Here is a 24,716-nt window from a genome sequence, read left to right on the forward strand (position 1 = left end):
TGTGCGGGGGCGGTTCATTTGGCCGTCCCCGTGACCGGCTTCGGCGTGAGCGGCGGCGCCAAAGGGGGAAATACCATGGAAAAGCCCGCGCCTCTCGGCTACGGCTTAGGACTGAGGCCCGTCTATTACGACGAGATTCTGGCGTCGCGCCCGCCGATCGACTGGTTCGAAATTATCTCTGAAAATTACATGCTCGCCGGCGGTCGGCCGCTGGCGATGCTGGACCGCATACGCGCCGATTATCCCGTCGTCATGCATGGCGTCTCGATGTCGCTCGCTTCGACCGATCCGCTCAACATGGATTATCTGCGGCAATTGAAGGCGCTCGCCGAACGGGTCGAGCCGGCATGGATTTCCGATCATGTCGCCTGGACGGGCGTACATGGCGTCACGCTCCATGATCTGTTGCCCATTCCCTATACGCGCGAGTCGCTTGCGCATATCGTCGAGCGCATCCAGCGGGTGCAGGACTTCCTCAAGCGCCGGCTCGTCGTCGAAAACGCCTCGACTTACGTCTCCTTCGTCGACTCCGAGATGAGCGAACATGAGTTCGTTCACGAAATGGCGGAGCGCGCCGACTGCCTGTTGCTCCTCGACGTCAACAATGTTTTCGTTTCGAGCTTCAATCACGGCTTCGATCCCATCGCCTTCATCGACGGCGTTCCCGCCGAGCGCGTCATGCAGTTCCATATGGCGGGCCATACCGATAATGAGACGCATCGTGTCGATACGCATGACCAGCCGGTCTGCGACGAAGTCTGGGCGCTCTATGAGCATGCGCGCCGGCGCTGCGGCGACGTCTCCGCGATGATCGAGCGCGACGACAATTTTCCGCCATTCTCGGAGCTTCTCGACGAGCTGCAGCATATGCGCGACATTGACGCCCGCATCGCGAATGAGCAGGCGCTCAGCGCGGCATGAAGCTCGCGGATTTTCAGTCCCTTTTTCAGGAGAGCGTGCTGACGGGCGCCGGAGCGGCGGACAAGCCGCTCCTGAAAAAATTGCGCTCATCGCCGCGCGGCGCGACTCCAGAGACGCTGCTCGGCGTCTATCAAGGCGGCTATCGCCTGCGACTAGCCGATTTTGTGTCTCAGGATCATCCGGGACTGCACGCCGTCCTCGGCGACGAGGCGTTTGAAACGCTCATTGACGATTACATCGATCAGCGCCCGTCGCACGATCCCAACGCGCGCTTTTTTACCACCGGACTGCCGGATTTCATGCGGGATTGTCCGACGTGGCGCGACAATGCGCGGGCCGTATCGATGGCGCTGTTCGAACGCGCGATGGTCGACGCATTCGACGCCGCCGACGAAACGCCCTTGGCGGTGCACGCGCTCGCGGAATTTGCGCCTAATGATTGGCCGCAGCTCGCCTTCGAATTCGACCCGAGCCTTGCTCTGCTCGAACTCGCCGCCGGCACGATCGCCGCTTATGGCGCCGCGATCAGCGAGGAGGCTCCAGAAAAAATCGAAGCGCCGGCGGACGACGCCGTCGAACACGCCGCGGTGTGGCGCGTCGAACATGAATCGGCCTATCGCCAGCTTGAGCCCGATGAATATGTCGCGCTCTGCGAAGCCCGCGCCGGCCACGCCTTTGGCGACATCTGCCAAATGACCGCCTTCCAGCAATCGGGCGAGATTGCGCCGGAGCGGCTGGCGCAATGTCTCTCAAGCTGGTTTCAGGACGGCATGATTATCGGCGTGCGCGTTTGCAGCGAGGATCAGTCTTCGAACACGCCTTCAAGCGCGTAGTGCTGTACGCTCTTGCGGTTGGCGATGAGTTCGTCGGCCGTCGGCTCGCCCTTCATCGCGCGCGAGATCGCCAGCTTGGTCGCCTCATAATTGGTGCGATAGAGGTCTTTCTTGTCGAGCTTCTTGTGCTTGGCGCAACGCGGATCGAGCCAGACCATGATGACCATGCAGAGCTCGTTGAGCTGATCCTTAGGGAGGATCCCTTCAGCGACGCAGTCGACGATGGCGTCGCCGGTCGCCGCCTGCACGATTCCGCCGAGCAGCTCGACGTAATCTTCCGACTTCACCGTCATTTTGGTGGTCATCATCGTGGCGGGGCGCACCTGCTGGTTGAGGTCGCGGATGACGAACATGCGCGGATGGCCGGCGACCTGACCCGCCATGCTGGCAAAGGCGTGCCCGACCGGTCCCTTGACGTTGCCGATCATCACTTCCGGCATGGCGTCAGTATATTGTCCGTCAGCCGCCAGAACCGTCGCCTCGCCCGTCGCCAGCCAGATATGCTCGGTCATTTGATGTCCTCGTGTATGTTGTTGGCGGGAGATAGCATTGCGCGCTGTCACAGGGAAGATGGCGATCCTTGTGGGCGAGGGATTGCTGGCGCTTGCGCCGCGCGTCACAGTTGGCGCAAGCGATTTTCGCCATAAAGGGGCTACAACGGGGGGCGGCTGTGACAATCCATCGAAATAGGTCGTCCGTTCTTCTGTGCGTCGCCTTCGCCGCCGTTGCCTCCGTGGGAGCCGCAAGCTTCGCGTATGCCGGCTGTCCGAAGGCGCGTTCGCAAAACAGCAACGTCGCCACGACGATTACCTTCATCAATCAATCCGGCGAATATCGCGGCATTTACTGGAAGGATTTCTCAGGCGGGGACAAGAGCTACGGCGGTCTCAATCCAGGAGAGAGCAAAACGATCAGCACTTTTCTGACTCACCCCTGGGAAATCACCAACGGTCCCGGAGATTGTCTCCAGGTCGTGTTCCCGCGCCGCGGCGGCTCGACGGTGCGTCTGACGGCGCCTCGCAAGCGCGAACGTCGGCCCGCGCAAGAGGAATGACTCGCGACAGTCTTGGCTTCACCAGCAGCGGTGGCGAGACGCTGAGGCGGCAAGGCGAATGATCCGAAGCTTAATTGGCGTCGGATAACGCGGTCGCACGTTTGCCAATCCTCGCCGACAGCGCCTCTTTGTCGCGCGCAAGAACATCGATTAACCCGCGCTTGATGCGTGTGACGAGGTTCGGCCCCTCATAGACGAGCGCCGAATAAAACTGCACCAGCGTCGCGCCGGCTTCGATCTTGGCGAGCGCCGCGCCCGCGCTGTCGATTCCGCCGACGCCGATCAGCGGAAACTGTCCTTCGACGCGCAAAAAGGTTTGCGCGAGCATGCGCGTCGAGAGGCCGAAGAGCGGCGCGCCGGAAAGTCCGCCACCCTCCTTCGCCAAAGGCGAGCGCAAAGCAGCGGGTCGCGAAATCGTCGTGTTCGATACCATCATCCCGTCGATGCGCCTCTCGCGAGCGACGCGCACGATTGAATCGAGCTGATCGAGCGTGAGGTCCGGCGCGATTTTAAGGAGCAGGGGGGGCCGAACGCGCGCGGCGTCGCGCGCTTCAATCACGCGGGCGAGCAATTCGGAGAGCGCTTCCGGCTGCTGCAAATCGCGCAGGCCAGGGGTGTTGGGCGAACTGACGTTGATCGTAAAATAGCTCGCGACATCCGCGAAAGCGGCGACGCCCGCAACATAGTCGGCGATGCGATCGTTTGCGTCTTTGTTGGCTCCGATATTGACGCCGACAATCCCGCGCCGTGCGCGTTTGGACAGGCGCGCCAGCGCCGGCGTATGGCCGTCATTGTTGAAGCCATAGCGATTGATGACGGCGCGATCTTCAATGAGGCGGAAGGCGCGCGGGCGCGGATTGCCCGGCTGCGCGCGCGGCGTCAGCGTGCCGACTTCGACGAAGCCGAAGCCGAAGCCGAGCATCGCGTCGGGAATTTCCGCATTCTTGTCGAAGCCTGCCGCAAGGCCGATCGGATTGGGAAAGTCTAGACCGAAGGCTGAGACCGTAAGACGCGGATCGTCCGGCGGCGGCGCGCGCGGCGGTAGCGTTTTCAGCGCCGCGACCGTCGCGCGATGCGCCGTTTCCGCGTCGAGCAGGCGCAGCAGCGGAGATACGATCGCGAAGGCGTCGATCATTTGAGGACGCGGGAGAAGTCGTGCCGGCCGTCGGAGCCTATGGAAAGCGGATCGACGCGCGCGACGCTTTCGAGAGCGAGCGGCGCATAAAGATGCGGGAAGAGCGCGCCGCCGCGCGAGGTCTCCCATTTGAGCGCTTCGCCGAGTGCGGCGGCGTCCGCCGCGACGAGCAGCAGATCGGTTCGACCGGCGAAATATTTCGAGGCGGTTTCCTCGACCTGCTCGGCGGTCGAAAAGTGAATGAAGCCGTCGGCGATGTCGATCTCGGCGCCATTGAAGACGCCAGTCGCGTTCGCCGCGTCCCAGTCAGCGCGCGAGACGAGTTTGTAAATGAGAGTCACCGGCCGGCCAGCCTTATCTCAAGCGCGCTCACTCGGCGGCGTGCGCGGTTCACTGCGCCGCGGCGGCAAGTTCGGCGCGGCGCGGCAGACGCGCGATCATCCCGATCAGCGCGCGGTCGGAGAGCGCCACGAGCCGCTCGCCGCGGTTCAGCCAATTGACCGCGTCCTCGATCGTCTCGGCGTCAGCGATTTTAGCTTCGGCCAGGGCGCGGTCCGCGCTGATCTGCCCGCGCTGTCTCGAGCGACGGGTCGGCAACCAGTTTTCATGCAATTCCCGCAACTCCGGGTCATCGTGGATCGCCACCAGACCATTGACGTCGTCTTCGTCGGCGCGCCCCAGCGCCTTCGAAAGCGCCTTGCCGCGCTTGGCGATCGGCGGCGTCGTCGTTTCTTCGGGCGTGTTCAGCACGCCGGCGCGCCGGAACACCAGCCCGAGCCAACGCTGACTAGTCACCCATGAGATGAAAATCGCGAGCACCAGGCCGGCGATCGTCGGCGACATCCAGGCGACGAGCGAAGGCGAAATCATGAAGCCGGCGATCAGGCTCAGCAGTCCGAGCGCAACGTGCCAAATATGACGGCGGACGATGTCAGTGAAAGGCACGGAGCCGTCGTCGCGCCGCTGCGGATCCCAGCCAGTATCGAAACCAAAGACGATGTGCAGCACATGGCCGGTCTGAATGAGCATCATGATCGGCGCGAGCAAGGCGGAAAGCACGATCTCGAAAAGCGTCGAGATCAGCAGCATGATCACGCCGCCAGAGCCTTTGCGCGTTTCGGGCTCGCTTATGGCGACGATCAGGCCGAACAGCTTTGGAGCAAGCAGGATGCTCATCGTCAGTCCGAACAGTTCGAGCGACCGTTCGGCGTCGAACCGCGGGAACGTCGGAAACAGCACGAATTCGCCAGTAAAATATTCCGGCCGGAAATAGCTCGCCTGAAAGACGATGACGATGCCGATGAGCAGCTGCAAGAGCCACAGCGGCGAGGTCAGATAGCCGAAGATGCCGGTGAGGAAATGCTGTCGCGACGCCCAGTGAAAGCCTCTGCCAAACAACACGCGCGCATGCTGCAGATTGCCCTGACACCAGCGACGGTCGCGAATCGAGATGTCGATGAGCGAGGGCGGGCTTTCCTCATAGGAGCCGCCAAGCATCGGCATCATGTAGACGGCATAGCCGGCGCGCCGAATCAGCGCGGCTTCGACGAAATCGTGACTCAAGATATGGCCGCCCCAGGGCGGACGGCCGCGGAGGTCGGGCAGGCCGCAGTGGTTCGCGAAGGCTTCCGTGCGGATGATGGCGTTATGACCCCAATAATTGCCGTCGCGACCCATCCAGGCCGTTAGGCCCATAGCGATGACGGGGCCATAGATGCGCGCGGCGAATTGCTGGACGCGGGCGAACAGCGTGTTGCGGTTGATGATCAGCGGCAGCGTCTGGATAATGCCGCTGTCGGGATCGGCCTCCATCGCGGCGGCGAGTTGCACGATGGTCGGGCCGGTCATCAGACTGTCGGCGTCGAGCACGACCATGTGCTTATAGGCCCCGCCCCAGCGCGAGACGAAATCCTCGATATTGCCGGCCTTGCGGGCCGTGTTCTTTTCGCGCCGCCTGTAAAAGATGCGAGCCTGTGGGCCGAGCCGTCGGCGGACGGCGACGAAGGCGCGCTCTTCCGCGATCCAAATATCGGGATTGGTCGTATCGGAGAGGAAAAACCAATCGAAATGCGCGCCAAGGCCGGTCGCGTGCACGTCTTCATAGATGGTCTGCAAGGCGGCGAAGACCCGGCTTGCCGCCTCATTGTAGATCGGCATCACCACGGCCGTGGTCTCGGCGAGGCTCGACGGCAGCGGCGCGCGCCGGCGCTGGCGCATCAGCAGGGCGAAACCGACGACGCAACTCGCGAAAGAGAGCGCGATCCATGAAAAATTGAGCACGAACAGGGCCAGCAGCGCCCACTTCAACGTCGTCACGCCGCCGACGTCGACGACCTTATACATTTCATAAGCGCCATAGGCGGTCAGCGCGAAACCGCCGCCAAAGGTCAAAATCCTCGCCAGCCACGGCGTTCGCCACAGCCACGGCGCTTCGGGTTTCCGTCGCTGGCGCGCGTCGAACTTGAAGAGATGTTGCGCCGGCATGGACAACCGGCTCTCGATCGGCATCGGCGGCGCCGCGGCCGGATCGGAATCGCCGGCTCTCCGTTCCCTTGACGGCGGCGGGTCGTCTAAAGCGGCGAAATTCACGACGTCCATCGATAGAGCCAGGTCTCGCTGATCGGGCGTTCATCCGACTGCAGAACGAGCCGAAGCTCGCAGTAGTTCTCGCCGGAGGGGTCAACGTCGAAGACGACGCGGCACGACTTCCCTGACGCATTCAAATAGGTCTGAATATTGGTCGCCAATCCGGGAGAGGTCGTCAACGCCGCATTTAGTTGCGCCGTGCGCTGGGGGTCCGCCAGTAGATCGCCGGAAAAGACGACAACAAAACGGCGGAGCTTGACTCTTGGCGCACGGCCGGAGCGCGCGCTTGCGGCGATCGCCAGCGGCGGCCGCGCCGGCGGCTCCCAGCACCAGAACTGCCGATAGGCGAAGGACGCTTCCCTACCGGCGACGAGAGCGGTCTTGGGCCGCCAATAGGCGACAATATTGGCGTTATTTTCGGATTCCGAGGGAATCTCGACAAGCTGGAGGGCGCCTTCGCCCCATTCGCCGAGCGGCTCGACCCAGAGCGACGGACGACGCTCCCAGTGCTGCTGGTCGTCCTGATAGTCGTCGATATCGCGTTGCCGCATCAGCGAACCGAAGCCCTGCGGATTGACGTCGACGAAAGAGGAAAATTGCAAATTCTCGCGGTTGGACACAGGTCGCCAAAGCCATTCGCGCTGGCCGGTAAGCATCTGAATGCCGTTGATGTCGGCGACCATCGGCCGCCAATCGTCAGGCCTGGCGCGGTCGAGCGGCGTAAACAGCGAAGCCGCTGCAAAGCCGGCGAGCCCGAAATGATCGATCGCCGTTCGCGGGTAGAGCGTCAATTCCGTGTCGATGAGCGTCGCTTCGCCCGGCCGCAGCGTGAAGCGGTAAACGCCGGCGACGCTCGGGGAATCGAGCAGCGCGTGGATAACGAGCGCGTTGTCGCCCAGAGCCGGCTTCTCGATCCAAAAGCTTCGAAACGCTGGAAACTCCTCTCCGCGCGGATCGGCTGTCCGAATCGACAGGCCGCGCGCCGTCACGCCGAGATTCTGCCCCTGCGCGACCGCGCGATAGAAGCTCGCCCCTTGAAATATGGCGAGTTCCGCCTCGGCGGCGCCATTTTGCGTGTGAAGCACTCGAAAACCCGAGAATCCGAGGTCGGGCAGCGCCTCGGGAACATTCAGCGCGCCATAGTCGAAGCGGCGCCTTTCATAGGGCAGCCGCGCGGCGGCGCCGTTCTCGACAAGGTAAATGTCGACCGCAGCCGCAAAAATATGGCCGCGGTGAAGCGGCTCGATGCTGAAGCCGGCGTTGTCCTGACGCCAGATCGCAGAGTCTGGCTTTGTCTTGATTCCAACGAATTGCTCGTAGGAGAGATTGGCGAAAGGCTCGGGCAGGTCGGTCCGCGGCGCCGTATAGGGTTTTGCGGCCAGCGCGCGCGCCAGCTCTACGACCATGTCCCGCGAAAAAGGCGCCGGCTCGGGAGCCTTCGGGTTCGCCGTCTGGCCAGCCGCGCTCGCGCTTGCCGGCGGGACGATTCCCGCCGCGATTGCGCCCAAACCCGCTTTCAAAACATCTCGACGTTCGAACATGCGCTACCGAAGGAAGCCGATCCGAGCGGTCCAGAACGGGCGATTGAGCCTTTTTGCGGCGCTGGGCTGGCGACAGTCCCTCTATACAAGAAAGCTAAGGAGACAAAATGGTTTTCTTGGCGGTTTTTGAAGGCCGCGCGCGAAGGCCGCGGCGCGTTGCGTTTTGTGGCTCGAATCTGCCAGAACCGCGGCTCAAGCGGCGCCGCTCCGCCGTTCCCGTTCGCAACGTCTAGCCTTTGGGCGCCTGATGCCGACAGAAAGAAGCGCGCTCGCGATCGTCCTCGCCGCCGGCGAAGGCACAAGGATGAAATCCGACCGTCCAAAGGCGCTGCACGAGGTCGCCGGCCGGTCGATGCTCGCAAATGTTCTGTCGAGCGCCGTCAAAGCTGGCGTCAGCCGAGTGGCCGTGATCGTCGGTCCCGGACGCGACGACGTCGGCGCTGAAGCGCGACGCTGCATTCCCGACGCGGAAATGTTCGTCCAGAGCGAAAGGCGCGGCACGGCGCATGCCGTTCTCGCCGCGCGCGCCGCCATCGCGGCAGGGTGCGACGACCTCATTGTGCTTTTCGCCGATACGCCGCTCCTGACCGCGCCGACGATCGGCGCAATGCGCGCCGCCATCGCCGAGGGCGCCGCCGTCGCGGTTCTAGGCTTTGAAGCGTACAACCCCTTCGGCTACGGACGCTTGTTGCGCGACGCGGAGGGTCGCCTCGTCGCGATCCGCGAGGAGAAGGACGCGAGCGAGGACGAGCGCGCGCTCACGCTCTGCAACGGCGGCCTGATGGCGATCGACGGCGCCCATGCGCTGCGCCTGCTCGAAAAGATCGACAATAAGAACGCCAAGGGCGAATTCTATCTCACCGACGTCGTCGAACTGGCGCGCGCCGACGGCCGCGACGCCAAAGTCGTCATCGCCGACGAAAGCGAAGTGCTCGGCGTCAACGACCGAATCCAGCTTTCTCAGGCCGAAGCCGTCGCGCAGGCGCGCCTGCGTCGCGCCGCCATGGCGGGCGGCGCGACGATGATCGCGCCGGAAACCGTCTTTCTTTCCGCCGACGCGGTGATTGGCCGCGACGTGACCATCGAGCCGCATGTCGTCATCGGCCCCGGCGTGACGATCGCCGACGGCGCCGTGATCCATTCTTTCTCGCATCTTGAAGGCGCCAGCGTCGGAAAGGGCGCGACGATCGGCCCCTTCGCGCGGCTGCGGCCGGGCGCGGCGCTGGCGGAAAAAGCCAAGGTCGGGAATTTCGTCGAGATCAAGAACGCCACTGTCGCGCAAGGCGCCAAGGTCAATCATCTCACCTATATCGGCGACGCCGACATCGGCGCCAACGCCAATATCGGCGCGGGAACCATCACCTGCAATTACGACGGCTTCCTCAAATATCGCACGACGATCGGCGCCAACGCCTTTATCGGCTCCAATTCGTCGCTCGTCGCGCCGGTGACGATCGGCGCGGGCGCCTATGTCGGTTCCGGCTCCGTGATTACCAAGGATATCGCGCCCGATGCGCTCGCGGTGGCGCGCGGCCGGCAGATGGAGAAGGCGGGCTGGGCGGCCTCGTTTCGTTTGATGCAGGCGGCGAAGAAGGCGAAGGGGCGATAAGCCGGACTTTCTTTTCCGCTCCTGCGCCTGTCCCCTTTGTCGGCGCTCTTGCTACTATCGTTTCGGAGGTCGTCATGTGCGGCATTGTGGGAATTATCGAAACGGGTCCGGTCGCGGGGCGGATCGTTGAAGCGCTCAAGCGTCTCGAATATCGCGGCTATGATTCCGCCGGAATCGCCACGCTGGAGAACGGCCGGCTGACCCGGCTGCGGGCGGGCGGCAAGCTCAAAAATCTTGAAGAAAAGCTCGCGGCCGAACCGCTTTCCGGCGCCGTCGGCATCGGCCATACGCGCTGGGCGACGCATGGCCGCCCCACCGAGAACAACGCCCATCCGCACGCCAATGACCGCGTCGCGGTGGTTCACAATGGCATCATCGAGAATTTTCGGGAGCTGCGCGCCGAACTTTCGGCGAAGGGCCATGTCTTTTCGACCGAGACGGATTCGGAGGCCGTCGTTCATCTCGTCGCCGACGAACTGCGCAACGGCGCGACGCCGGAGAAAGCCGTCGCCGCGGCGCTGAAGCGGCTCAAGGGCGCCTTCGCGCTCGCCTTTCTCTTCGAGGGAGAGAATGATCTCCTGATCGGCGCGAGACGCGGTTCGCCGCTAGCGGTCGGCAGGAGCGACGAAGGCGTCTATCTCGGCTCCGACGCTTTGGCGCTCGCGCCATTCGCAACCTCAATCGCCTATCTCGACGAAGGCGACTGGGTGACGCTGACGCGCGAGGGCGTGCGCTTCCGTGACGCCAATGACGCTAATGTCGAGCGGCGCTTTCAGCCGCTCGTCGCCGGCTCCTTCCTGGTCGACAAGGGCAACTACCGCCACTTCATGGCCAAGGAGATTCACGAACAGCCCGAGGTCGTCGGCCGCACGCTGGCCCATTACCTCGATCTCGCCGAAGGCGCCGTGCGCTTGCCGTTCGACCTTAAATTCGATCCCAAGGCGCTGTCGCGGGTGACCATTTCCGCCTGTGGCACCGCCTATTACGCCGGGCTTGTGGCGCGCTACTGGCTGGAGCGCTTCGCCCGCCTGTCGGTCGAAATCGACATCGCCTCCGAATTTCGGTACCGCGAGGCGCCGCTGCCCGAGAACGGGCTGACCATTCTCGTCTCGCAGTCGGGGGAAACCGCCGACACGCTCGCCGCCTTGCGCTACGCTCGCGAGCATGGCCAGCACATTCTCTCGATCGTCAATGTCGAAACATCGACGATCGCCCGCGAGAGCGACACTGTCGCCCAGACATTGGCGGGCCCCGAGATCGGCGTCGCGTCGACGAAGGCCTTCACCTGCCAGCTCGCGGTCTTCGCCTGTCTGGCGCTGGCGCTGGGCCGCGCGCGCGGCGTTCTGAGCAAGGAACGCGAACGCGAACTCGTCGCGGAGCTTGTCGCCGCGCCGGGTCAGATGGCGCAGGCGCTCGCGCGCGAGGCGCAGATCGAACCTGTGGCGCGCGACGTGGCGCGGGCGTCGAGCGTGCTCTATCTCGGGCGCGGCCCCGCTTTTCCGCTGGCGCTCGAAGGCGCGCTGAAGCTCAAGGAGCTGTCCTATATTCACGCCGAGGGTTATGCGGCGGGCGAATTGAAGCATGGGCCGATCGCGCTCATCGACTACGCCATGCCGGTGATCGTGCTGGCGCCGCCGGACGCGAGTCTTGAGAAGACCGTCTCCAATCTCCAGGAGGTCGCGGCGCGCGGCGGACATCTGATCCTCATCGGCTCGCCGCATGCGCGAGACGCTGCGGCCGCCGAGCTTGCCGGCTTTATCGAAATGGCGGAGAGCGTCGCCGGGCCGTTCGCGGTCATCGCTTACGCCGTTCCCGCGCAGCTTCTCGCCTATCACGTCGCGACCTTCATGGGCAAAGACGTGGATCAGCCGCGCAATCTCGCAAAGAGCGTGACGGTGGAGTAGGGCGCTCAGCCCTTTTTGATGGTCTCGACGGCGCTCAGCGCCTCGACAATCGCGCTTTCCACCGCCGGCATTCCCTGGCCATCCGAATGCGCCAGCAGCACATTGCCGAAGCGCTTGGGTAGAGCGCGCATCGTCGCGACGATCCCCGGCGCGGCGATGAGGTGATGGTGCCCCCAGCGCGTTAGCCGCGCTTCGACAAGTCGGGCGCCGCCGAACGCCTCAGGCAGAAAGCGCCGCAACTCTTCGACGATCGGCGCGGCGAGGGCGGCGCGATCGCCCGCGAGCAGGCGCGCGCGGCCGGCGCGCGGGTCGCGGAACGGTGCGTAAACGGTGAGCACGCTATGATCCTTGGGACGCTCGGCGGCGGGAACGACGGCGGTCGCGTTGACCGCGTCACTAAAGCTTTGCGCGCCCAGCGCCCAATTGTCGTAACGCAGATCAGGGGGAGGCCCCTCGAAACAGCAATTGGCGACGAGATAGCTTCCCTGCCGCAAGCTTGTCATCTTCGCCGTGACGGCCGGGTCGACGCCGCGCAGAATGCGGCCGGCGAAGAAATAGGGGGCCGCGACCACCGCCCACCTTGCCTCGAGGCAGCGGGGCGCAGCTGGATGAAGCGCGTCGAACCAGCCGACGCGGGCGTAGCCCTCATCCGCCGGCTCGATCGCATAGACCGCGGCGCCGGTGACGATGCGGCCTTCGCCGGCGCGTGAAATGCGCGCCGCCATGGCGCGGGCGCTCGCGGCGTTGCCGCGCGGGAAGGCGTATATGGAAGTGTTGATCTCAGAAAGAAAATTGACGCCGGCATAGGCCGAAATTTCGGCCGCGGGCGCGCCGAGCGCCGACAGGCAATAGGCGTCGAGGAGGCCGAAGAGTTCGCCGCCGATATGTTCGCCGCGCAGGAAATCGAACAGCGACAGCCTGTCCAGCGCCAATGCCGACTCCGACGCCCTGGCGATCGGTATCGTCGGGAAGTCAGGCCCATCAGCGAGGCGGCGCAACAGCGCTTTGAGCGCCCCATAAGCATTTCGCCATCTCCCGCCGCGCGGATCGCCTTCGCCGCCGACGCCGCTAAGAACCCTGTCAACAGGCTCGCCGACGGCGCGCGGCGCGAGACCGAGCGTCTCGTAAAATTCGCTAAAAGGCTCCGATAGATCAACGATATATGCCGAGCCAAGCGCGTAGTCGACATCGCGCCACCGTGCGGATTTGGCGACGCCGCCGGGCTCGGTTTCACGCTCGAAAACAAGCAGGTCGCGGTCTCTCAGGAGGGCGGCGACGGCAAGGCCGGCAAGGCCGCTGCCAATAACGGCGACTTCAATACGCCGTTCGGGGCTCGGCAGTGGCGCGCGCCACAGCCCGTCGCGGATGGCGTGCATGGGCGAGAAACCGTCGCCCGTCCATTCGCTCAGTAGGTAGGGGGCTCTTGCGCAGCTCCCGCGCTTGGCAAGATCAGCTGCGCGCCCAAAGCTCCAAGGCCGGCGATCGCCTTGCGCCGCGTCACGATGGCGGTTTCCAAAGACAATTCCTGAGGGTTGAACGCCGCCATTGACATCGGGCCCCCTGAACTGGTCTATGCGGGCGACGCCACGCCCCGCGCTTCAGCGCGCAGGAACGTTCGGCGCTTTAAGAGATAAGGCTTTAAAAATAAAAGGACGCGCCGCCTCTTGCTTGCCTCTACCTCACCCGTCTATGTCGAGCCCTTTGAAAGGGCCTGGCGCAATCGGGAACTCATTCGCGCCGTTGTGCGGCGCGAGTTCATTTCCAGGTTTCGCGGCTCGGCGCTTGGACCGCTCTGGGCAGTGCTCTCACCGCTCTTCATGCTGCTCACCTATACCGCTCTGTTCTCCATCACCGTGCCGCAGCTTTCCGCCGGCCAGAGGGTCACCGATTATGCGAGTTCGATATTCATCGGACTTATCGTATTCAATCTGTTTAGCGAACTCGCCTATCGCGCGCCGATGCTTCTGCATGAGCATGTCAACTTCGTGAAAAAGTCAATTTTTCCAAGCGAGACCATAGCCTGGACCGCGACCATCCGCGCATTCACATATTCCGGCGTGGCTTTTGCCGTATATGTCGTCTTCCGATTGCTGACAGCAGGAACGATTCCTCTTACGATTATGTTGACACCGCTCCTGGTTGCGCCCTTCTTCCTCTTCATATTGGGGGTGGTATGGTTTCTTATGGCGCTCGGGGCGTTCACGCGAGACGTCGCCCATATCATGGCGTCGGTCGTGCCGATGCTCATGTTTGCAACGCCGATTTTTTACCGGATTGACCAAATCGCGGAAATATCGAAATCGGCCGCATTCTGGTTGCGGTTTAATATCGTGGGCGATTATATCGAGCTGCTGCGCGATCTCGCTCTCGACGGAAATATGCCGAACATTTACGCATACCTCGGGATTGTAGCCATCTCCTACGCGGTGTTTCTTGGAGGATACCAATTTTTCATGCGCTATAAGTCGGTGATCGTCGATGTCATCTGAGCTTGCCATTCGCTGCGAGGGCGTCGGTAAGGCGTTCCAGCTTTATGCGCATCAGAACGATCAGCTCAAGCAGATCCTGTTTGGCCTGATAAAGAAGTTCTATAAGGACAAATGGGTGCTGCACGACGTGAGTTTCACGGTAGCGAAGGGCGAACGCGTCGGCATCGTGGGGCGCAACGGCGCCGGCAAAACGACGCTGCTGCAGATCCTCTGCGGCATCACTCAACCGACGAAGGGCGACTTCGAGGTCAAGGGTCGGATCGCGCCGATCCTGGCGCTGGGCTCGGGCTTTGACGGTCTGCTCACCGGACGAGAAAACGCCCGTATCGGCGCGGCGATCCTCGGACTTTCGCGGAAAGAGGTCGACGCCTGCATCGAAGACATCGCGGCCTTCGCCGACATCGGGCCTTTCTTCGAACAGCCAATGCGCATCTATTCGATGGGTATGATCGCGCGCGTCGCTTTCGCAATTTGTGCTCACGCCAAAGCCGATGTGCTCATCGTCGACGAGGCGCTATCGGTCGGCGACGAAATATTTCAAAAAAAATGCGAGAAGTACATCGGCGAATTCGCCAGGCACGGGACAATTCTCATTGTCTCTCATGGCCTGGACTTTCTCCAAACGCTGTGCACGCGCGTATTGTGGCTCGAAGATGGAGTCGTGCGGGACATCGGCGATCCCAAAAGGGTGATCACCCATTATCGCGCGGCGATGAAAGCCGAACAGACTCAAGGGATCGCGCAGCGATGGTATCAAAATATCGCGCAGCGATGGTATCAAAATATCGCGCGGCGACGATAGCGGAGCAGGCTCAAAAGAGCGGCGTGGCGTAGGCGCCGGTCGCCTCCGCGCTCCAAGCGCTGGAGAGTCGGCGTGGTTTCGTGCTCCAGTTCAGCCGCGTGATGAGCCAAACAGACAGACCGACTTCGGCGACGGCGGCCGCGGCGAGCAGCAGGACGAACAGCCCGTTGAGGCGCAGCAGCGATTCGAGCGCGACCAGAAAGCCGATGTGCACTGCCGGAACCGCGATCGTGGTAAGGCCGCCCGCCGCGCCGCGCCGGCCGGTGATATTTCCGAAGGTCAGAACCAGCGCCATTGCGAGCAGCGTATGGGCGATGGCGAGCGTCGGCACGCCGAAGCGCTTGGCCGCTTCGGCCATCCATTCTCCGAGTTGGCGCGGATCGCGCTTCGCCGTGGCGAAATTGGCGATAAAATCGCCAGCGGACAATTCATAGACCCCTCGCCAGCCCCGGTCGGGCAGCGACGCGCTGCCCTGCATCGGCAACGCCATGGCGTATTCGTCGAAATTGGCGATGCGCACCTCGTTCGTGGTCAGCGAGTGCGTCTGGATGCTGCCGTTGGAGAGCGCGACAATGACGCCTGATTCGTTACGCCGGAATTCGGCGCGCGCCGCGGTCACCGTCTCTTCCTGCATCTTTTCGACCGAAAGCTGGCGAACGAACAGGTTGACTGCAAGGTCGGGCGTTTCCCAGCGCTCGATGTAGAGCGTCTTCACGCCATTATCGAAAGTATAGAAATGCGCGGCGTCGAGCATGCGGTGGTTGAGCGAATTGCGCACCACATTGAGCACGTCCTGCATTTCGCTCGAATAATGCGGCGCCGCGAAATTGGCGAGCAGATAGCCCAGGACGACCACGCCCGAGGCCAAGACCAGCGCCGGGCGACAGATGGCCCAGACCGAAAGGCGCAAGGCATAGAGGACAGCGATCATGCCTTCGCTCGCCATGCGGCCGAATTCGAGCGCTGTGGCGACGCCGACCGCCATCGGCAGCGTCACAAAGGCCACGGTCGGCGTCACGCCGATGAGGGCAGGGATGACAAGGCCGCCGCGCACCGCGGCGGGCGGCAGCTGGTAAAGCAGATAGGACAGGACGACGGGAATCGAGAGTGCGAACTGGACGACGAGCAGCCCAAACCCGATGCGCTTGAAGAGATAGAGGAACAGCAGGCGCGGCATGGCGGGCGTTTCGCTTTATCGTTCGCGGTTTCGCGCGGAAACCAGCATCCGCGCTGCGTCGCTTAAGCCGGAAAGCGGCGCTTCGCTGCGATACAGGGCGGGAAGCAAAGCGCGCGGCGTCACTGTTTGAACCTCGCCCAGGCGGCCTTCGAATATTCGGTCCATGCCTGATCAAAAACGCCACTTTTGGGCAAAGCGGTGGCGCCCGCCCAATGCGCGAAATAGATTTCCTTGCCTTCGTAATCGACCGGCTTGCCATTCTTGAATTCGACGCCCGGCGCTTTGTAGAAGCTTTCGTGCGAAGCGCCGGAGACCACATTTGGCAAGAGTTCGATTTTTACGCCGCGCCGGTGGGTGACGAAATTGACGAGCGGCTGGGCGAAAAGCTGACCGCGTTTGCGCACGTCGTGAAAGATCGCCGCGTCGTCGCGGATCGTGTCGATGAAGTCCGAGAGCTTCAGATATTGACTCGAGGTGATCCAGAAGCCGTCATTGAAGAGGAGCGCATCCTTCAAGAAGGGATAGCGGTCGCGCCGGTCGTTGTAGACATATTCGAAGCTTGGCGAGGCGACGATGAACTCCATCTTGCCCTTTTCAAGCCGGCCGAAGAGCGGCGTGAAGTCGCGAAACAAAATGACGTCCACGTCGACATAGGCGACTTCATCGAGCGGGAGCGCGAGCGCCTGAAGCTTTCTCAATCGACGGCGGTTGCTGTTGAAGACGCCGGGGTAGAGTTCATGCGAGAGCTTGTCAATTTCGGTCGGTTCTTCGCCGACGTAATGCGCGCCGTATATCTCCGCGGCGCGGCGCGTCATGGCGACATTGTCGTCATAGGGAATGAGATAAAGCGGCAATGACGAATTGGTGTCGCGGTAGCTTTCGAGGAAAGGCAACAGCCAGTCGATGATCTTGTCGTTGCCGACGATGGCGACGCCGTAACGCTTGGCCGGGACGCCGCTTGGCGCCGCCGCGCTCTCGGGCGATAAGACTGGATTTGGGAAGCGAGGCCTCATATAGGGGATGTATTTGAAAACGGCGGGCAAATGCAAGAGGCTGTCCGGTGACGGGCGAAGAGCCGATTCGAGACGCCGTTAGCGGCGAGGCCACGCGTCCGAATTTGTTACGGAATTTGAGACAACCACGATGTCGCAGCGCCATGTCTGATACGATGAGCCAAATTTCCTCATCCGCGACAGGTCGAGACCAGTCCCTGGGCGCAACGCCGCGCCCGTTTGCCGGCAAGACCGTGGCCGTCGTTCATGCCGCCTGGCACAGTTGCGGCAGCTATCAGGTGAACGTCGGTCAGATCGCCGCTTACAAGGCCCTCGGGGCGCGGGTCATTTCCGTGGCGATGATGGACGATCTCGCGCCTCGCCCGCCGCGCGGGGCGCGCTGGCCGACCTATATCGAAGCGTCGCAGGACATCGGCGCCGACCGCCGCTATTATTCGGGCGCGCCATTCTCGGCATTGGCGTCGCGACTTCTCGTCGATGGCTGGTGGCGACTGATCCACGGCGATCAGGCGTCATGGCTGATCGAACTCGCCAAACGCACGCCTTTGCCGGAAGGATTCGAGAGCGAAACGATCGACTTCATTCACGCCAATCATTATTTCACGCTGCCTTTCGTCGAGACGCTGATGCGCGGGCGTAAAGTCCCGGTGGTTCTGGAGACGCAGGACATCCAGGCGCGCCAATATATGCTGCGCAACAAGGGCGGATTCTTCATTCCGCCCTATGCGACGTACGACGACATGCTCGAGCTCGAACTCTCATGGATGCGCCGCGCCGATCTCTGCGCCCATCTCAACGAAGAGGAGCATCGCGATTTCCAAAAGCTGCTGCCGGAGCTTCGGCACGCGCTGATCTATCCGGCCGTGCTGTCGGCCCCATTGGCGCGCGGGCGCGACGTCATCATCGTCGCGAGCGACAATTACGGCAATTACGTCAGCCTGCGCTGGTTCCTGGAAGAAGTCGTCCCGTTGGCGCGCGGCGCGCGCGTCGCGATTTACGGCAACATCGACGGCGGCGTGAAGCGACGCGACGCAGGTCTTTATGAAGCGCATCGCAGCCTGTTCAAAGGCCGGGTCGACGACATCGGCGCGGTCTACGCCAACGCCGGCTGCGTGCTGCTCCCCACCGTCGAAGGCCATGGCCTGTCGATCAAGGCGGTCGAGGCGCTCTCCTGCGGCGTGCCGCTTGTCGCGACGCCGCTGGCGTTTCGCGGCATGCAGGTCGATCCGGCGACATTGGGCAATGTCGCGCTCGCCGAAAACGCCCAGCAATTTGCGGAACTGTGGCGCGACGCTCAGGCGCGGGCTGAAGGCGGACATGCGCCGTCGCCTGAGCGAAGCGACACCCGACGCCTGTATGAAGACGCGTTCAGCCAGGAGGCTTATGCGCGCGCCCTGGCGACCGCCGCCGCCGAGCTCTGAACATCGCCGCATTCCGGGTCGTTCAAGAGCGCGCCGGAAGATTGTCGGAATGCTCAAAGTCTGATTAGGCTGCGGCTCGCGCCAGTCGGAGGATCGGGTTGAGCGTTTCATCGAGTGACCGCTCGGCCTGCGCTGCGCGTCCGCTGCTCGGCCGGCGTGTCGCGCTCATCCATCCGGCTTGGCACTCCTGTGGCACCTATCGCGTCGTCCTTGGCCAAATCGCCGCCTATCGCGCGCTGGGCGCCGAAGTTTTTCCGATCGCAATCAGTTCCGATCCGGGCTTCGTTCCAGGCCGGAAGTGGATATGGAAGGCGTTCAATCGGGCGACTCCGGAGCTTGACGATGGCGCCCGTTTTTATGGCGGCGCGCCGCTTTTCGCGGTGTTCTCGCCGCGATTTCTGGGCAAGGCGCTGTGGCCCTATATCCATGGCGATCAGGCGGCAGTGCGCCTCGGCATGGCGGAACGCACGATTCTGTCGCCAGGTCTCGACGGCGCGATTTTCGATCTCGTGCATTGCAATCATTTTTTTCTGATGCCGGTCGCACGCCGACTGTCTCGCGGGACCGCCCCGATCCTGCTCGACACGCATGATCTGCAGGCGCGCCAATTCGCGCTGATCAACGAAACGATGCCCTGGCTTTCGCCCCGCGCCACCTATGAGTCGATGCTGGCGCGAGAACTCGAAGCGATGCGCGGCGCCGATCTCTTGCTGCATCTCAACGCTGAGGAGGCCGAGACTTTTCGCGCGCTGCTGCCCGAGAAGGCCCATGCGCTGCTCTATCCAGCCATTCCCGAGGCGCCGACCGGACCTGGCGGACCGGACATTGTTCTCGTCGCGAGCAACAACGCCGCCAATGTCGAAAGCGTGATCTGGTTCCTGCGCGACGTCGCGCCAAAGACGCAGGGCGTCGCAGTGAAGATCGTCGGCAATGTCGACGCCGCGATTCGCTCAAAGGCGCCTGAGCAATACGCCGCGTATAAGGATTGGTTCCTGGGCCGGGTCGACGATCCGCGCGCGGTCTATGCCAATGCGCGAATCGCTCTGCTGCCGACGATCAGCGGCACCGGTCTTTCGATCAAGTCGGTCGAAGCGTTGTCGAGCGGTCTGCCGCTGATCGCGACCACGCAGGCGATGCGGGGGATGGATGAGGAGGCGTTGCGCCTGCCGGGCGTCGTCATCGCCGATTCCGCTTCGGAATTCGCCGATGCGCTGAGCCGTGCGGCAGCGACCGCGCCTTTGGACGAATCCGCGCGTCGCGTCAGTCCGGCGCGCCGCTATTACGAGTCGCGCTTCTCGCTCGCCGCCTACAAGGCCAGCCTCGGCGTGCTGACGGGGGCGCTGATCAGCGCCGGCGCAGAGAATAGGACATGAGAAACAGTGCATTGCGCAAGGGTGTGGCGCATCGGCAACGGCACCGGGAAAACGGCGTTCCACCCTGTCGCGCTAATTACGTCTTAGGATTGATGATGCTACTTTGCCTCTGACACTGCCGCTCGTCCCGAGAGGACGGGCTTATTGGAGGCGCCTCGGATGTCTTTTAGAAGCTTTGTTGTCGGCGCCTTTGCGTCAGTGTTGGCAGTCAGCGCCGTGTCGGCGGCTGACCTTCCGATCTACAAGGCCCCGCCGCCTCCGCCGCCGCCGGTTTTCAGCTGGGAAGGCTTCCACATCGGCATCAGCGGCTCTTACGCGGGCGGCGACTCCAGCCATTATTCGCAGGTCTACCTGCTGTCGCCCGGACCCTTCCTCGCGATTCCAACAACGACTTCGATCGGAACGAGCGGCTATTTGGTCGGCTACCAGAACGGCTACAATTGGGTGTTCGCCAACAACGTCGTTGTCGGTTACGAGAGCGAATTCAACTACGCCAATGTTCACCCGACGAATACTGGGGCGTATTATTTTGGCGCTAGCGCCGGCAGCCGCCTGCAATGGCTTGGCATGGAGCGTCTGCGCTTCGGTTACGCTTTCGGCCGGTTTCTTCCTTACATCACCGGCGGCTTGGCCTATGGCAAGGTGCTTCCTTATGGCCAGTTTTGGGGGTCGGGATTCGCTGTCAACCGGTCCGTGTGGCAGGCGGGTTTCGCCATTGGCGCCGGCGTCGAATACGCCATCCTCGACAACTGGACCGTCAAGGCGGAGTATATCTTTACCCGCATGAACGGGTCTTCCAGCGCGAGCATCGCCCTCCCGTTCGCCTACCGCACCGCCACCGGCAATCACCTGGATACGAACATCGCCCGCGTCGGCGTCAATTATCAGATTAGGAGCTTCGGCGCGCTGATCGGCATGCCCGAACTCGGTATCTGATCGACCGTCCTCCCCGACGTCGACGAAGCCCGGCCTCGCGGCCGGGCTTTTTCGTTGGGGCCCGGATGCGATAGACTCGAACCATGATCCGCAACCCGCCGCATGCCCACCCTTCGGCTTTAAGCCTCGCGCAACTTAGCGACCGCGCCCGCGAAATTTTCCGGCAGATCGTCGACAGCTATCTTGCCTCCGGCGATCCGGTCGGCTCGCGGAACCTCGCCAGGCTTCTGCCGATGACGTTGTCGCCTGCATCTGTGCGCAATGTCATGCAGGATCTTGAGGAACTCGGCCTCATCTATGCGCCTCATACCAGCGCGGGTCGGCTCCCAACCGAGCTTGGGCTGCGCTTTTTCGTCGATTCCATGCTGCAGATTGGCGATGTCGAAGAAAACGAACGCGCGCGGATCGCCGCCGAGGTCGAAGCGGCGTCTAAGGACCATGATTTCTCCGGCGTTCTCGCGGAAGCGACGACTTTGCTGTCGGGCCTGACGCGCGTCGCCGGCGTCGTCGTCGCCTCCAAGGATAATGTGCGCCTAAAGCAGATTGATTTCGTTCGGCTCGAGCCCGAGCGGGCGCTCGTCATTTTGGTCGCCGACGACGGATCGGTCGAGAACCGGGTCATTCCCGTCGCGCGCGATCTTCCGGCCTCGGCGCTGACCGAAGCCGCGAACTATCTGAACGCGCGAGTCTGCGGTCGCACCATCGCGGAGGCGAGAGCGAGCATTGAAAGCTCGCGTCAGGCCGCGCAAAGGGAGCTCGACGAACTCGCCGCCCGTCTCGTCGAAGCGGGGTTCGCGACCTGGGCCGGCGCGATGGGCGAATCGCGGCAATTGATCGTGCGCGGTCAGGCGCATCTTCTCGAAGATCTGACCGCCGCCGCCGATCTTGAACGCGTTCGGCTGCTGTTCGCCGATCTGGAGACAAAGACCGAGGTCATCGATCTCCTGGAGCGCGCCGAACAGGGCGAAGGGGTGCGCATCTTCATCGGCTCGGAGAACAAGCTCTTCTCGCTTTCCGGCTCGTCGATGATCGCCGCGCCGCTGCGCGACAGCGAACGTCGGATCATCGGCGCGCTCGGCGTCATCGGCCCGACAAGGATCAATTACGCGCGTATCGTTCCGATGGTGGATTATACAGCGAGGATCGTCGCCCGCGTCGTCGGCGGATAATGGGTCGAAGACGGGAGGCGCGCCGCTTCCCGTCTTCCTTCGTCAACGTCCGCTCAGGCGCATCTTGCGCAATCCGTAATTCCTACCAGTAGCGGCGGCGCCAGTAGGGCCGACGCCAATAAGGCCGACGCCAGTAGGGCCGGCGCCAATAAGGCCGCGGCCCCCAGTAGCGCGGCCCCGGACGCCACCAGCAGCGTCCGTAGCGGCAGACCCATAGCGCCTTTTGCACGCCGGTCGCATCATCGACCGACTGTGAAACGCTGTTATCGAGCGGCATCGCTTTTGCCGCTGGCGCTCCGTAAGCCAGCGCGCCCGCCGCCAAGGCGGCGAAAAGACAGGTTCTCACATGTTTGATCATGCTCTGCGCCTCCTGCTCTTTGCGTGTGTGCAAATATGAGCGCAGCGCCGTCGCCTATGCGCTCACCAGCCGCTAACTAGATGTTTGCAACTTCGGTTCAAGACTCGTCATCTCATTTCTCGCCTTGCGATTAGTGTCGCTTACGAGAAGCTTTGCGGGTCGACATCGATTTGAACGCGCACGCCGCCTCGCTCCTTAGGTCCTGTGGCGAGCATGTCGCGTAGAAACGCCTGCATGTCGGCGCCGCGCGGTCCCTTCGCCAACAACCGAAATCGGTAGCGGCCGCGGATCAGCGCGATCGGCGCTTCCGCAGGGCCAAGCAGGGTGATTTCATTTTCCTCGGGCCATGCGCCGGGCGCGGCGACGCTGTAGCGCGGCGATGGCGGCAATTCATGCGCGGCTCTGGCCAGCGCGCGCGCATGCGCTTCCGCCGTGGCGGCGTCTTTGGCGGAAACGATCAGCGCCGCGAGACGGCCGAAGGGCGGAAGTCCGGCGCGCTCGCGCACGGCGATCTCCTGCGCGTAGAATTTCTCCGCGTCTCCAGAGAGCAGCGCCTCGATCACCGGATGCGACGGCTGAAAGGTCTGGATCAGCGCGCGTCCCGGCCTGTCGCCGCGACCGGCGCGTCCTGTCACCTGATTGAGAAGTTGAAACGTGCGCTCAGCGGCGCGCGGGTCGCCGCTGCCCAAACCTAAATCCGCGTCAATCACGCCGACGAGCGTGAGATAAGGAAAATTATGGCCCTTGGCGACGAGTTGCGTGCCGATGACGATGTCGAAGGCGCCATTTGCGATCTCCTCTAATTCGCGCCGCAGCCGCTCGGCGCCGCCAGGGAAATCCGACGAAAGAACCAGGATGCGGGCGTTGGGAAAGAGCGTCGCCGCTTCTTCGGCGAGTCGCTCGACGCCGGGTCCGCAGGCGGCGAGCGAATCTTCGCTGCCGCATTCGGGGCAGACGTCGGGCCGGCGCTCAACATGGCCGCAATGATGGCACATCAGCGCGCGGCGGAAGCGATGCTCAACCAACCAGGCGTCGCATTGTGCGCAGCGGAAGCGATGGCCGCATGTGCGGCAGACCGTCAGCGGCGCATAGCCGCGCCGATTGAGAAAGAGCAGCGCCTGCTCGCCGCGCGCGATCGTTTCGCCGACCGCCAAAGCGAGGCGTGGGGCGATCCATCTGCCGCGCGGCGGGCCTTCCTTGCGCATGTCGATCGCTTCGAGCGTCGGCATCAGCCGCGCGCGCGCCCGTGAATCGAGCTTAAGATAGCCGTAGCGTCCGCGCATGGCGTTGACGCGGGTTTCGATCGAGGGCGTCGCCGAGGCGAGGACGATCGTCGCTTCCTCCATCCGCGCGCGCACCACCGCCATGTCGCGCGCGTGATAGCTCACGCCGTCGTCCTGCTTATAGGCGCCTTCATGCTCCTCATCGACGACGATCAGCCGCAGTTTCGAAAAGGGCAGGAACAGCGCCGAGCGCGCGCCGACGACCACACGCACGTCGCCGGTCGCGCAGCCGCGCCAGATGCGCGCGCGTTTGCGGGCGCTGACGCCAGAATGCCATTCGGCCGGCCTCTCGCCGAAACGCGAAGCGAAGCGCTCGAGAAATTGAGTGGTGAGCGCGATTTCCGGCATCATCGCCAGCGCCTGTCCGCCGGCCTGTAGGGTCGCGGCGATCGCGTCGAAATAGACTTCGGTTTTGCCGGAGCCGGTGACGCCTTCGAGCAGAAAGGGCTTGAACGTCTGCGACGAAAGTGCCGTCTTCAGCGCGTCGGCGGCTTCTTGCTGCGCGGGCTCCAATACCGGCGTTGCGAACAAGGGATCAAGCGGTGGCGCAATCGGCTCTGGCGGCGCGGCGACCGCCTCCAGCGCGCCTTCGTCAACGAGCGCGTCGATGACGCCGGTCGAGCAGGCGGCGGCTTCGGCAAGCGCTTTCTTGGCGAATGCGACGCCGCCTTCCGCAGCCTTGAGGACGCGCGCGCGCGTCGGCGTCAATCGTTCCGGCGCCGCGCCGCTGGCGCAATAGAGCGTGCGCGGCGCTTCCGGTCCGGCGTCTTCCGCGGCCCTTGTGGCGAGGCGCAGCGCCATGCCGCGCGGCGTCAGCGTGTAACGCGCCAGCCAGTCGATGAAGTCGCGCAGTTTTCGCGAGAGCGGCGGACGGTCGAGCCGGGCGCTGACCGTCTTGAGATTGCCGCCCGGAGGGGAACCGCCGTCGATCGACCAGACGACGCCATAGGCCTCGCGGCGTCCGAGCGGCGCCCGGACGCTGTCGCCGGGCTGAAGACGCATCGCCGCCGGCGCGAGATAGGAATAGGTCGAGTCGACCGCGACGGGCGCCAAGATGTCGACGACTCGCGCTCGTTCTTCCTCGTCCTGCGCCGCATTCATGTGGAGGATTT

At 63.3% G+C, this 24,716-nt stretch carries 21 protein-coding genes; 11 read left to right on the forward strand and 10 right to left on the reverse strand.

Annotation, left to right across the window (positions count from 1 at the left end; translation table 11 throughout):
* Window positions 1-75: 75 nt before the first annotated feature.
* Both AB7I51_RS01855 and AB7I51_RS01860 read left to right on the forward strand, forming a co-directional pair.
* Window positions 76-921, forward strand: a complete 846-nt coding sequence (locus AB7I51_RS01855) for a DUF692 domain-containing protein (protein WP_428404630.1) — start codon at window positions 76-78, stop codon at window positions 919-921.
* Window positions 918-1,754, forward strand: a complete 837-nt coding sequence (locus AB7I51_RS01860) for a putative DNA-binding domain-containing protein (RefSeq protein WP_428404622.1) — start codon at window positions 918-920, stop codon at window positions 1,752-1,754. The genes AB7I51_RS01855 and AB7I51_RS01860 overlap by 4 nt, the downstream gene beginning before the upstream one ends.
* Here AB7I51_RS01860 and fae read toward each other — a convergent pair.
* Complete coding sequence (gene fae, locus AB7I51_RS01865; RefSeq protein WP_428404621.1) at window positions 1,724-2,266, reverse strand: formaldehyde-activating enzyme; 543 nt, start codon at window positions 2,264-2,266, stop codon at window positions 1,724-1,726. The genes AB7I51_RS01860 and fae overlap by 31 nt on opposite strands.
* 221 nt (window positions 2,267-2,487) lie before the next feature.
* On the opposite strand from fae, the gene AB7I51_RS01870 reads away from it, so the two are divergent.
* Window positions 2,488-2,808 (forward strand): hypothetical protein, encoded by a 321-nt coding sequence (locus AB7I51_RS01870; RefSeq protein ID WP_428404620.1) that lies wholly within the window; start codon window positions 2,488-2,490, stop codon window positions 2,806-2,808.
* Between the two features lie 70 nt (window positions 2,809-2,878).
* On the opposite strand, the gene AB7I51_RS01875 is transcribed toward AB7I51_RS01870, so the two are convergent.
* Genes AB7I51_RS01875 through AB7I51_RS01890 form a run of 4 tightly spaced genes read right to left on the reverse strand, consistent with a single transcriptional unit; the run spans window position 2,879 to window position 8,070 of the window.
* Window positions 2,879-3,943 (reverse strand): quinone-dependent dihydroorotate dehydrogenase, encoded by a 1,065-nt coding sequence (locus AB7I51_RS01875; RefSeq protein ID WP_428404619.1) that lies wholly within the window; start codon window positions 3,941-3,943, stop codon window positions 2,879-2,881.
* Entirely contained in the window at window positions 3,940-4,284 is a 345-nt protein-coding gene (locus tag AB7I51_RS01880; protein WP_428404618.1) for a DUF952 domain-containing protein, read from the reverse strand. Before AB7I51_RS01880 ends, AB7I51_RS01875 begins: the two co-directional genes overlap by 4 nt.
* Window positions 4,285-4,333: 49 nt before the next feature.
* On the reverse strand, window positions 4,334-6,541 hold the full coding sequence (gene mdoH, locus AB7I51_RS01885; RefSeq protein WP_428404617.1) for a glucans biosynthesis glucosyltransferase MdoH: 2,208 nt from the start codon (window positions 6,539-6,541) through the stop codon (window positions 4,334-4,336).
* Window positions 6,529-8,070, reverse strand: coding sequence for a glucan biosynthesis protein (locus AB7I51_RS01890; RefSeq protein ID WP_428404616.1), 1,542 nt, complete (start codon window positions 8,068-8,070; stop codon window positions 6,529-6,531). Before AB7I51_RS01890 ends, mdoH begins: the two co-directional genes overlap by 13 nt.
* 247 nt (window positions 8,071-8,317) lie before the next feature.
* Between AB7I51_RS01890 and glmU the strand changes: the two genes are divergently transcribed.
* Both glmU and glmS read left to right on the forward strand, forming a co-directional pair.
* On the forward strand, window positions 8,318-9,679 hold the full coding sequence (glmU, locus tag AB7I51_RS01895) for a bifunctional UDP-N-acetylglucosamine diphosphorylase/glucosamine-1-phosphate N-acetyltransferase GlmU (RefSeq protein WP_428404615.1): 1,362 nt from the start codon (window positions 8,318-8,320) through the stop codon (window positions 9,677-9,679).
* Between the two features lie 74 nt (window positions 9,680-9,753).
* Entirely contained in the window at window positions 9,754-11,583 is a 1,830-nt protein-coding gene (gene glmS, locus AB7I51_RS01900; RefSeq protein ID WP_428404614.1) for a glutamine--fructose-6-phosphate transaminase (isomerizing), read from the forward strand.
* 5 nt (window positions 11,584-11,588) lie between these two features.
* On the opposite strand, the gene AB7I51_RS01905 is transcribed toward glmS, so the two are convergent.
* Entirely contained in the window at window positions 11,589-12,959 is a 1,371-nt protein-coding gene (locus AB7I51_RS01905) for an NAD(P)-binding protein (RefSeq protein WP_428404613.1), read from the reverse strand.
* Window positions 12,960-13,247: 288 nt separating this feature from the next.
* Between AB7I51_RS01905 and AB7I51_RS01910 the strand changes: the two genes are divergently transcribed.
* Together AB7I51_RS01910 and AB7I51_RS01915 are read left to right on the forward strand one after the other, a co-directional pair.
* A complete protein-coding gene (locus tag AB7I51_RS01910; RefSeq protein WP_428404612.1) occupies window positions 13,248-14,072 on the forward strand; it encodes an ABC transporter permease in 825 nt (274 codons plus the stop codon).
* Complete coding sequence (locus AB7I51_RS01915) at window positions 14,062-14,874, forward strand: ABC transporter ATP-binding protein (protein WP_428404611.1); 813 nt, start codon at window positions 14,062-14,064, stop codon at window positions 14,872-14,874. Before AB7I51_RS01910 ends, AB7I51_RS01915 begins: the two co-directional genes overlap by 11 nt.
* Before the next feature lie 10 nt (window positions 14,875-14,884).
* On the opposite strand, the gene AB7I51_RS01920 is transcribed toward AB7I51_RS01915, so the two are convergent.
* Window positions 14,885-16,051: an LptF/LptG family permease gene (locus AB7I51_RS01920; protein WP_428404610.1), complete on the reverse strand. Its 1,167-nt coding sequence runs from the start codon at window positions 16,049-16,051 to the stop codon at window positions 14,885-14,887.
* Between the two features lie 119 nt (window positions 16,052-16,170).
* Window positions 16,171-17,064 carry a hypothetical protein gene (locus tag AB7I51_RS01925; RefSeq protein WP_428404629.1) on the reverse strand — a complete coding sequence of 298 codons (894 nt, stop codon included), beginning with the start codon at window positions 17,062-17,064 and terminating at the stop codon, window positions 16,171-16,173.
* A 143-nt stretch (window positions 17,065-17,207) separates the two neighbouring features.
* Between AB7I51_RS01925 and AB7I51_RS01930 the strand changes: the two genes are divergently transcribed.
* From AB7I51_RS01930 to hrcA, 4 genes are all read left to right on the forward strand, one after another.
* Entirely contained in the window at window positions 17,208-18,485 is a 1,278-nt protein-coding gene (locus AB7I51_RS01930) for a glycosyltransferase (protein ID WP_428404609.1), read from the forward strand.
* 98 nt (window positions 18,486-18,583) lie between these two features.
* On the forward strand, window positions 18,584-19,858 hold the full coding sequence (locus AB7I51_RS01935; protein ID WP_428404608.1) for a glycosyltransferase family 4 protein: 1,275 nt from the start codon (window positions 18,584-18,586) through the stop codon (window positions 19,856-19,858).
* 159 nt (window positions 19,859-20,017) lie between these two features.
* Window positions 20,018-20,794, forward strand: a complete 777-nt coding sequence (locus AB7I51_RS01940; RefSeq protein WP_428404607.1) for an outer membrane protein — start codon at window positions 20,018-20,020, stop codon at window positions 20,792-20,794.
* An 83-nt stretch (window positions 20,795-20,877) separates the two neighbouring features.
* Complete coding sequence (gene hrcA / locus AB7I51_RS01945) at window positions 20,878-21,963, forward strand: heat-inducible transcriptional repressor HrcA (RefSeq protein ID WP_428404606.1); 1,086 nt, start codon at window positions 20,878-20,880, stop codon at window positions 21,961-21,963.
* Window positions 21,964-22,045: 82 nt separating this feature from the next.
* On the opposite strand, the gene AB7I51_RS01950 is transcribed toward hrcA, so the two are convergent.
* Window positions 22,046-22,321 (reverse strand): hypothetical protein, encoded by a 276-nt coding sequence (locus tag AB7I51_RS01950; protein WP_428404605.1) that lies wholly within the window; start codon window positions 22,319-22,321, stop codon window positions 22,046-22,048.
* Between the two features lie 140 nt (window positions 22,322-22,461).
* Window positions 22,462-24,705, reverse strand: a complete 2,244-nt coding sequence (locus tag AB7I51_RS01955; RefSeq protein WP_428404604.1) for a primosomal protein N' — start codon at window positions 24,703-24,705, stop codon at window positions 22,462-22,464.
* Between the last annotated feature and the right edge of the window lie 11 nt (window positions 24,706-24,716).

The organism is Methylocystis sp., assembly GCF_050246715.1.
In the GTDB taxonomy this organism is placed as follows: Bacteria; Pseudomonadota; Alphaproteobacteria; order Rhizobiales; family Beijerinckiaceae; genus Methylocystis.

Bases quoted from the DNA above. Each gene is read 5' to 3' on its own strand.
- AB7I51_RS01855 (WP_428404630.1), top strand. From the start codon at position 76: ATGGAAAAGCCCGCGCCTCTCGGCTACGGCTTAGGACTGAGGCCCGTC.
- AB7I51_RS01860 (WP_428404622.1), top strand. From the start codon at position 918: ATGAAGCTCGCGGATTTTCAGTCCCTTTTTCAGGAGAGCGTGCTGACG.
- fae (WP_428404621.1), bottom strand. From the start codon at position 2,266: ATGACCGAGCATATCTGGCTGGCGACGGGCGAGGCGACGGTTCTGGCG.
- AB7I51_RS01875 (WP_428404619.1), bottom strand. From the start codon at position 3,943: ATGATCGACGCCTTCGCGATCGTATCTCCGCTGCTGCGCCTGCTCGAC.
- mdoH (WP_428404617.1), bottom strand. From the start codon at position 6,541: ATGGACGTCGTGAATTTCGCCGCTTTAGACGACCCGCCGCCGTCAAGG.
- AB7I51_RS01890 (WP_428404616.1), bottom strand. From the start codon at position 8,070: ATGTTCGAACGTCGAGATGTTTTGAAAGCGGGTTTGGGCGCAATCGCG.
- glmU (WP_428404615.1), top strand. From the start codon at position 8,318: ATGCCGACAGAAAGAAGCGCGCTCGCGATCGTCCTCGCCGCCGGCGAA.
- glmS (WP_428404614.1), top strand. From the start codon at position 9,754: ATGTGCGGCATTGTGGGAATTATCGAAACGGGTCCGGTCGCGGGGCGG.
- AB7I51_RS01905 (WP_428404613.1), bottom strand. From the start codon at position 12,959: ATGCACGCCATCCGCGACGGGCTGTGGCGCGCGCCACTGCCGAGCCCC.
- AB7I51_RS01915 (WP_428404611.1), top strand. From the start codon at position 14,062: ATGTCATCTGAGCTTGCCATTCGCTGCGAGGGCGTCGGTAAGGCGTTC.
- AB7I51_RS01920 (WP_428404610.1), bottom strand. From the start codon at position 16,051: ATGCCGCGCCTGCTGTTCCTCTATCTCTTCAAGCGCATCGGGTTTGGG.
- AB7I51_RS01925 (WP_428404629.1), bottom strand. From the start codon at position 17,064: ATGAGGCCTCGCTTCCCAAATCCAGTCTTATCGCCCGAGAGCGCGGCG.
- AB7I51_RS01930 (WP_428404609.1), top strand. From the start codon at position 17,208: ATGTCTGATACGATGAGCCAAATTTCCTCATCCGCGACAGGTCGAGAC.
- AB7I51_RS01940 (WP_428404607.1), top strand. From the start codon at position 20,018: ATGTCTTTTAGAAGCTTTGTTGTCGGCGCCTTTGCGTCAGTGTTGGCA.
- hrcA (WP_428404606.1), top strand. From the start codon at position 20,878: ATGATCCGCAACCCGCCGCATGCCCACCCTTCGGCTTTAAGCCTCGCG.
- AB7I51_RS01950 (WP_428404605.1), bottom strand. From the start codon at position 22,321: ATGATCAAACATGTGAGAACCTGTCTTTTCGCCGCCTTGGCGGCGGGC.
- AB7I51_RS01955 (WP_428404604.1), bottom strand. From the start codon at position 24,705: ATGAATGCGGCGCAGGACGAGGAAGAACGAGCGCGAGTCGTCGACATC.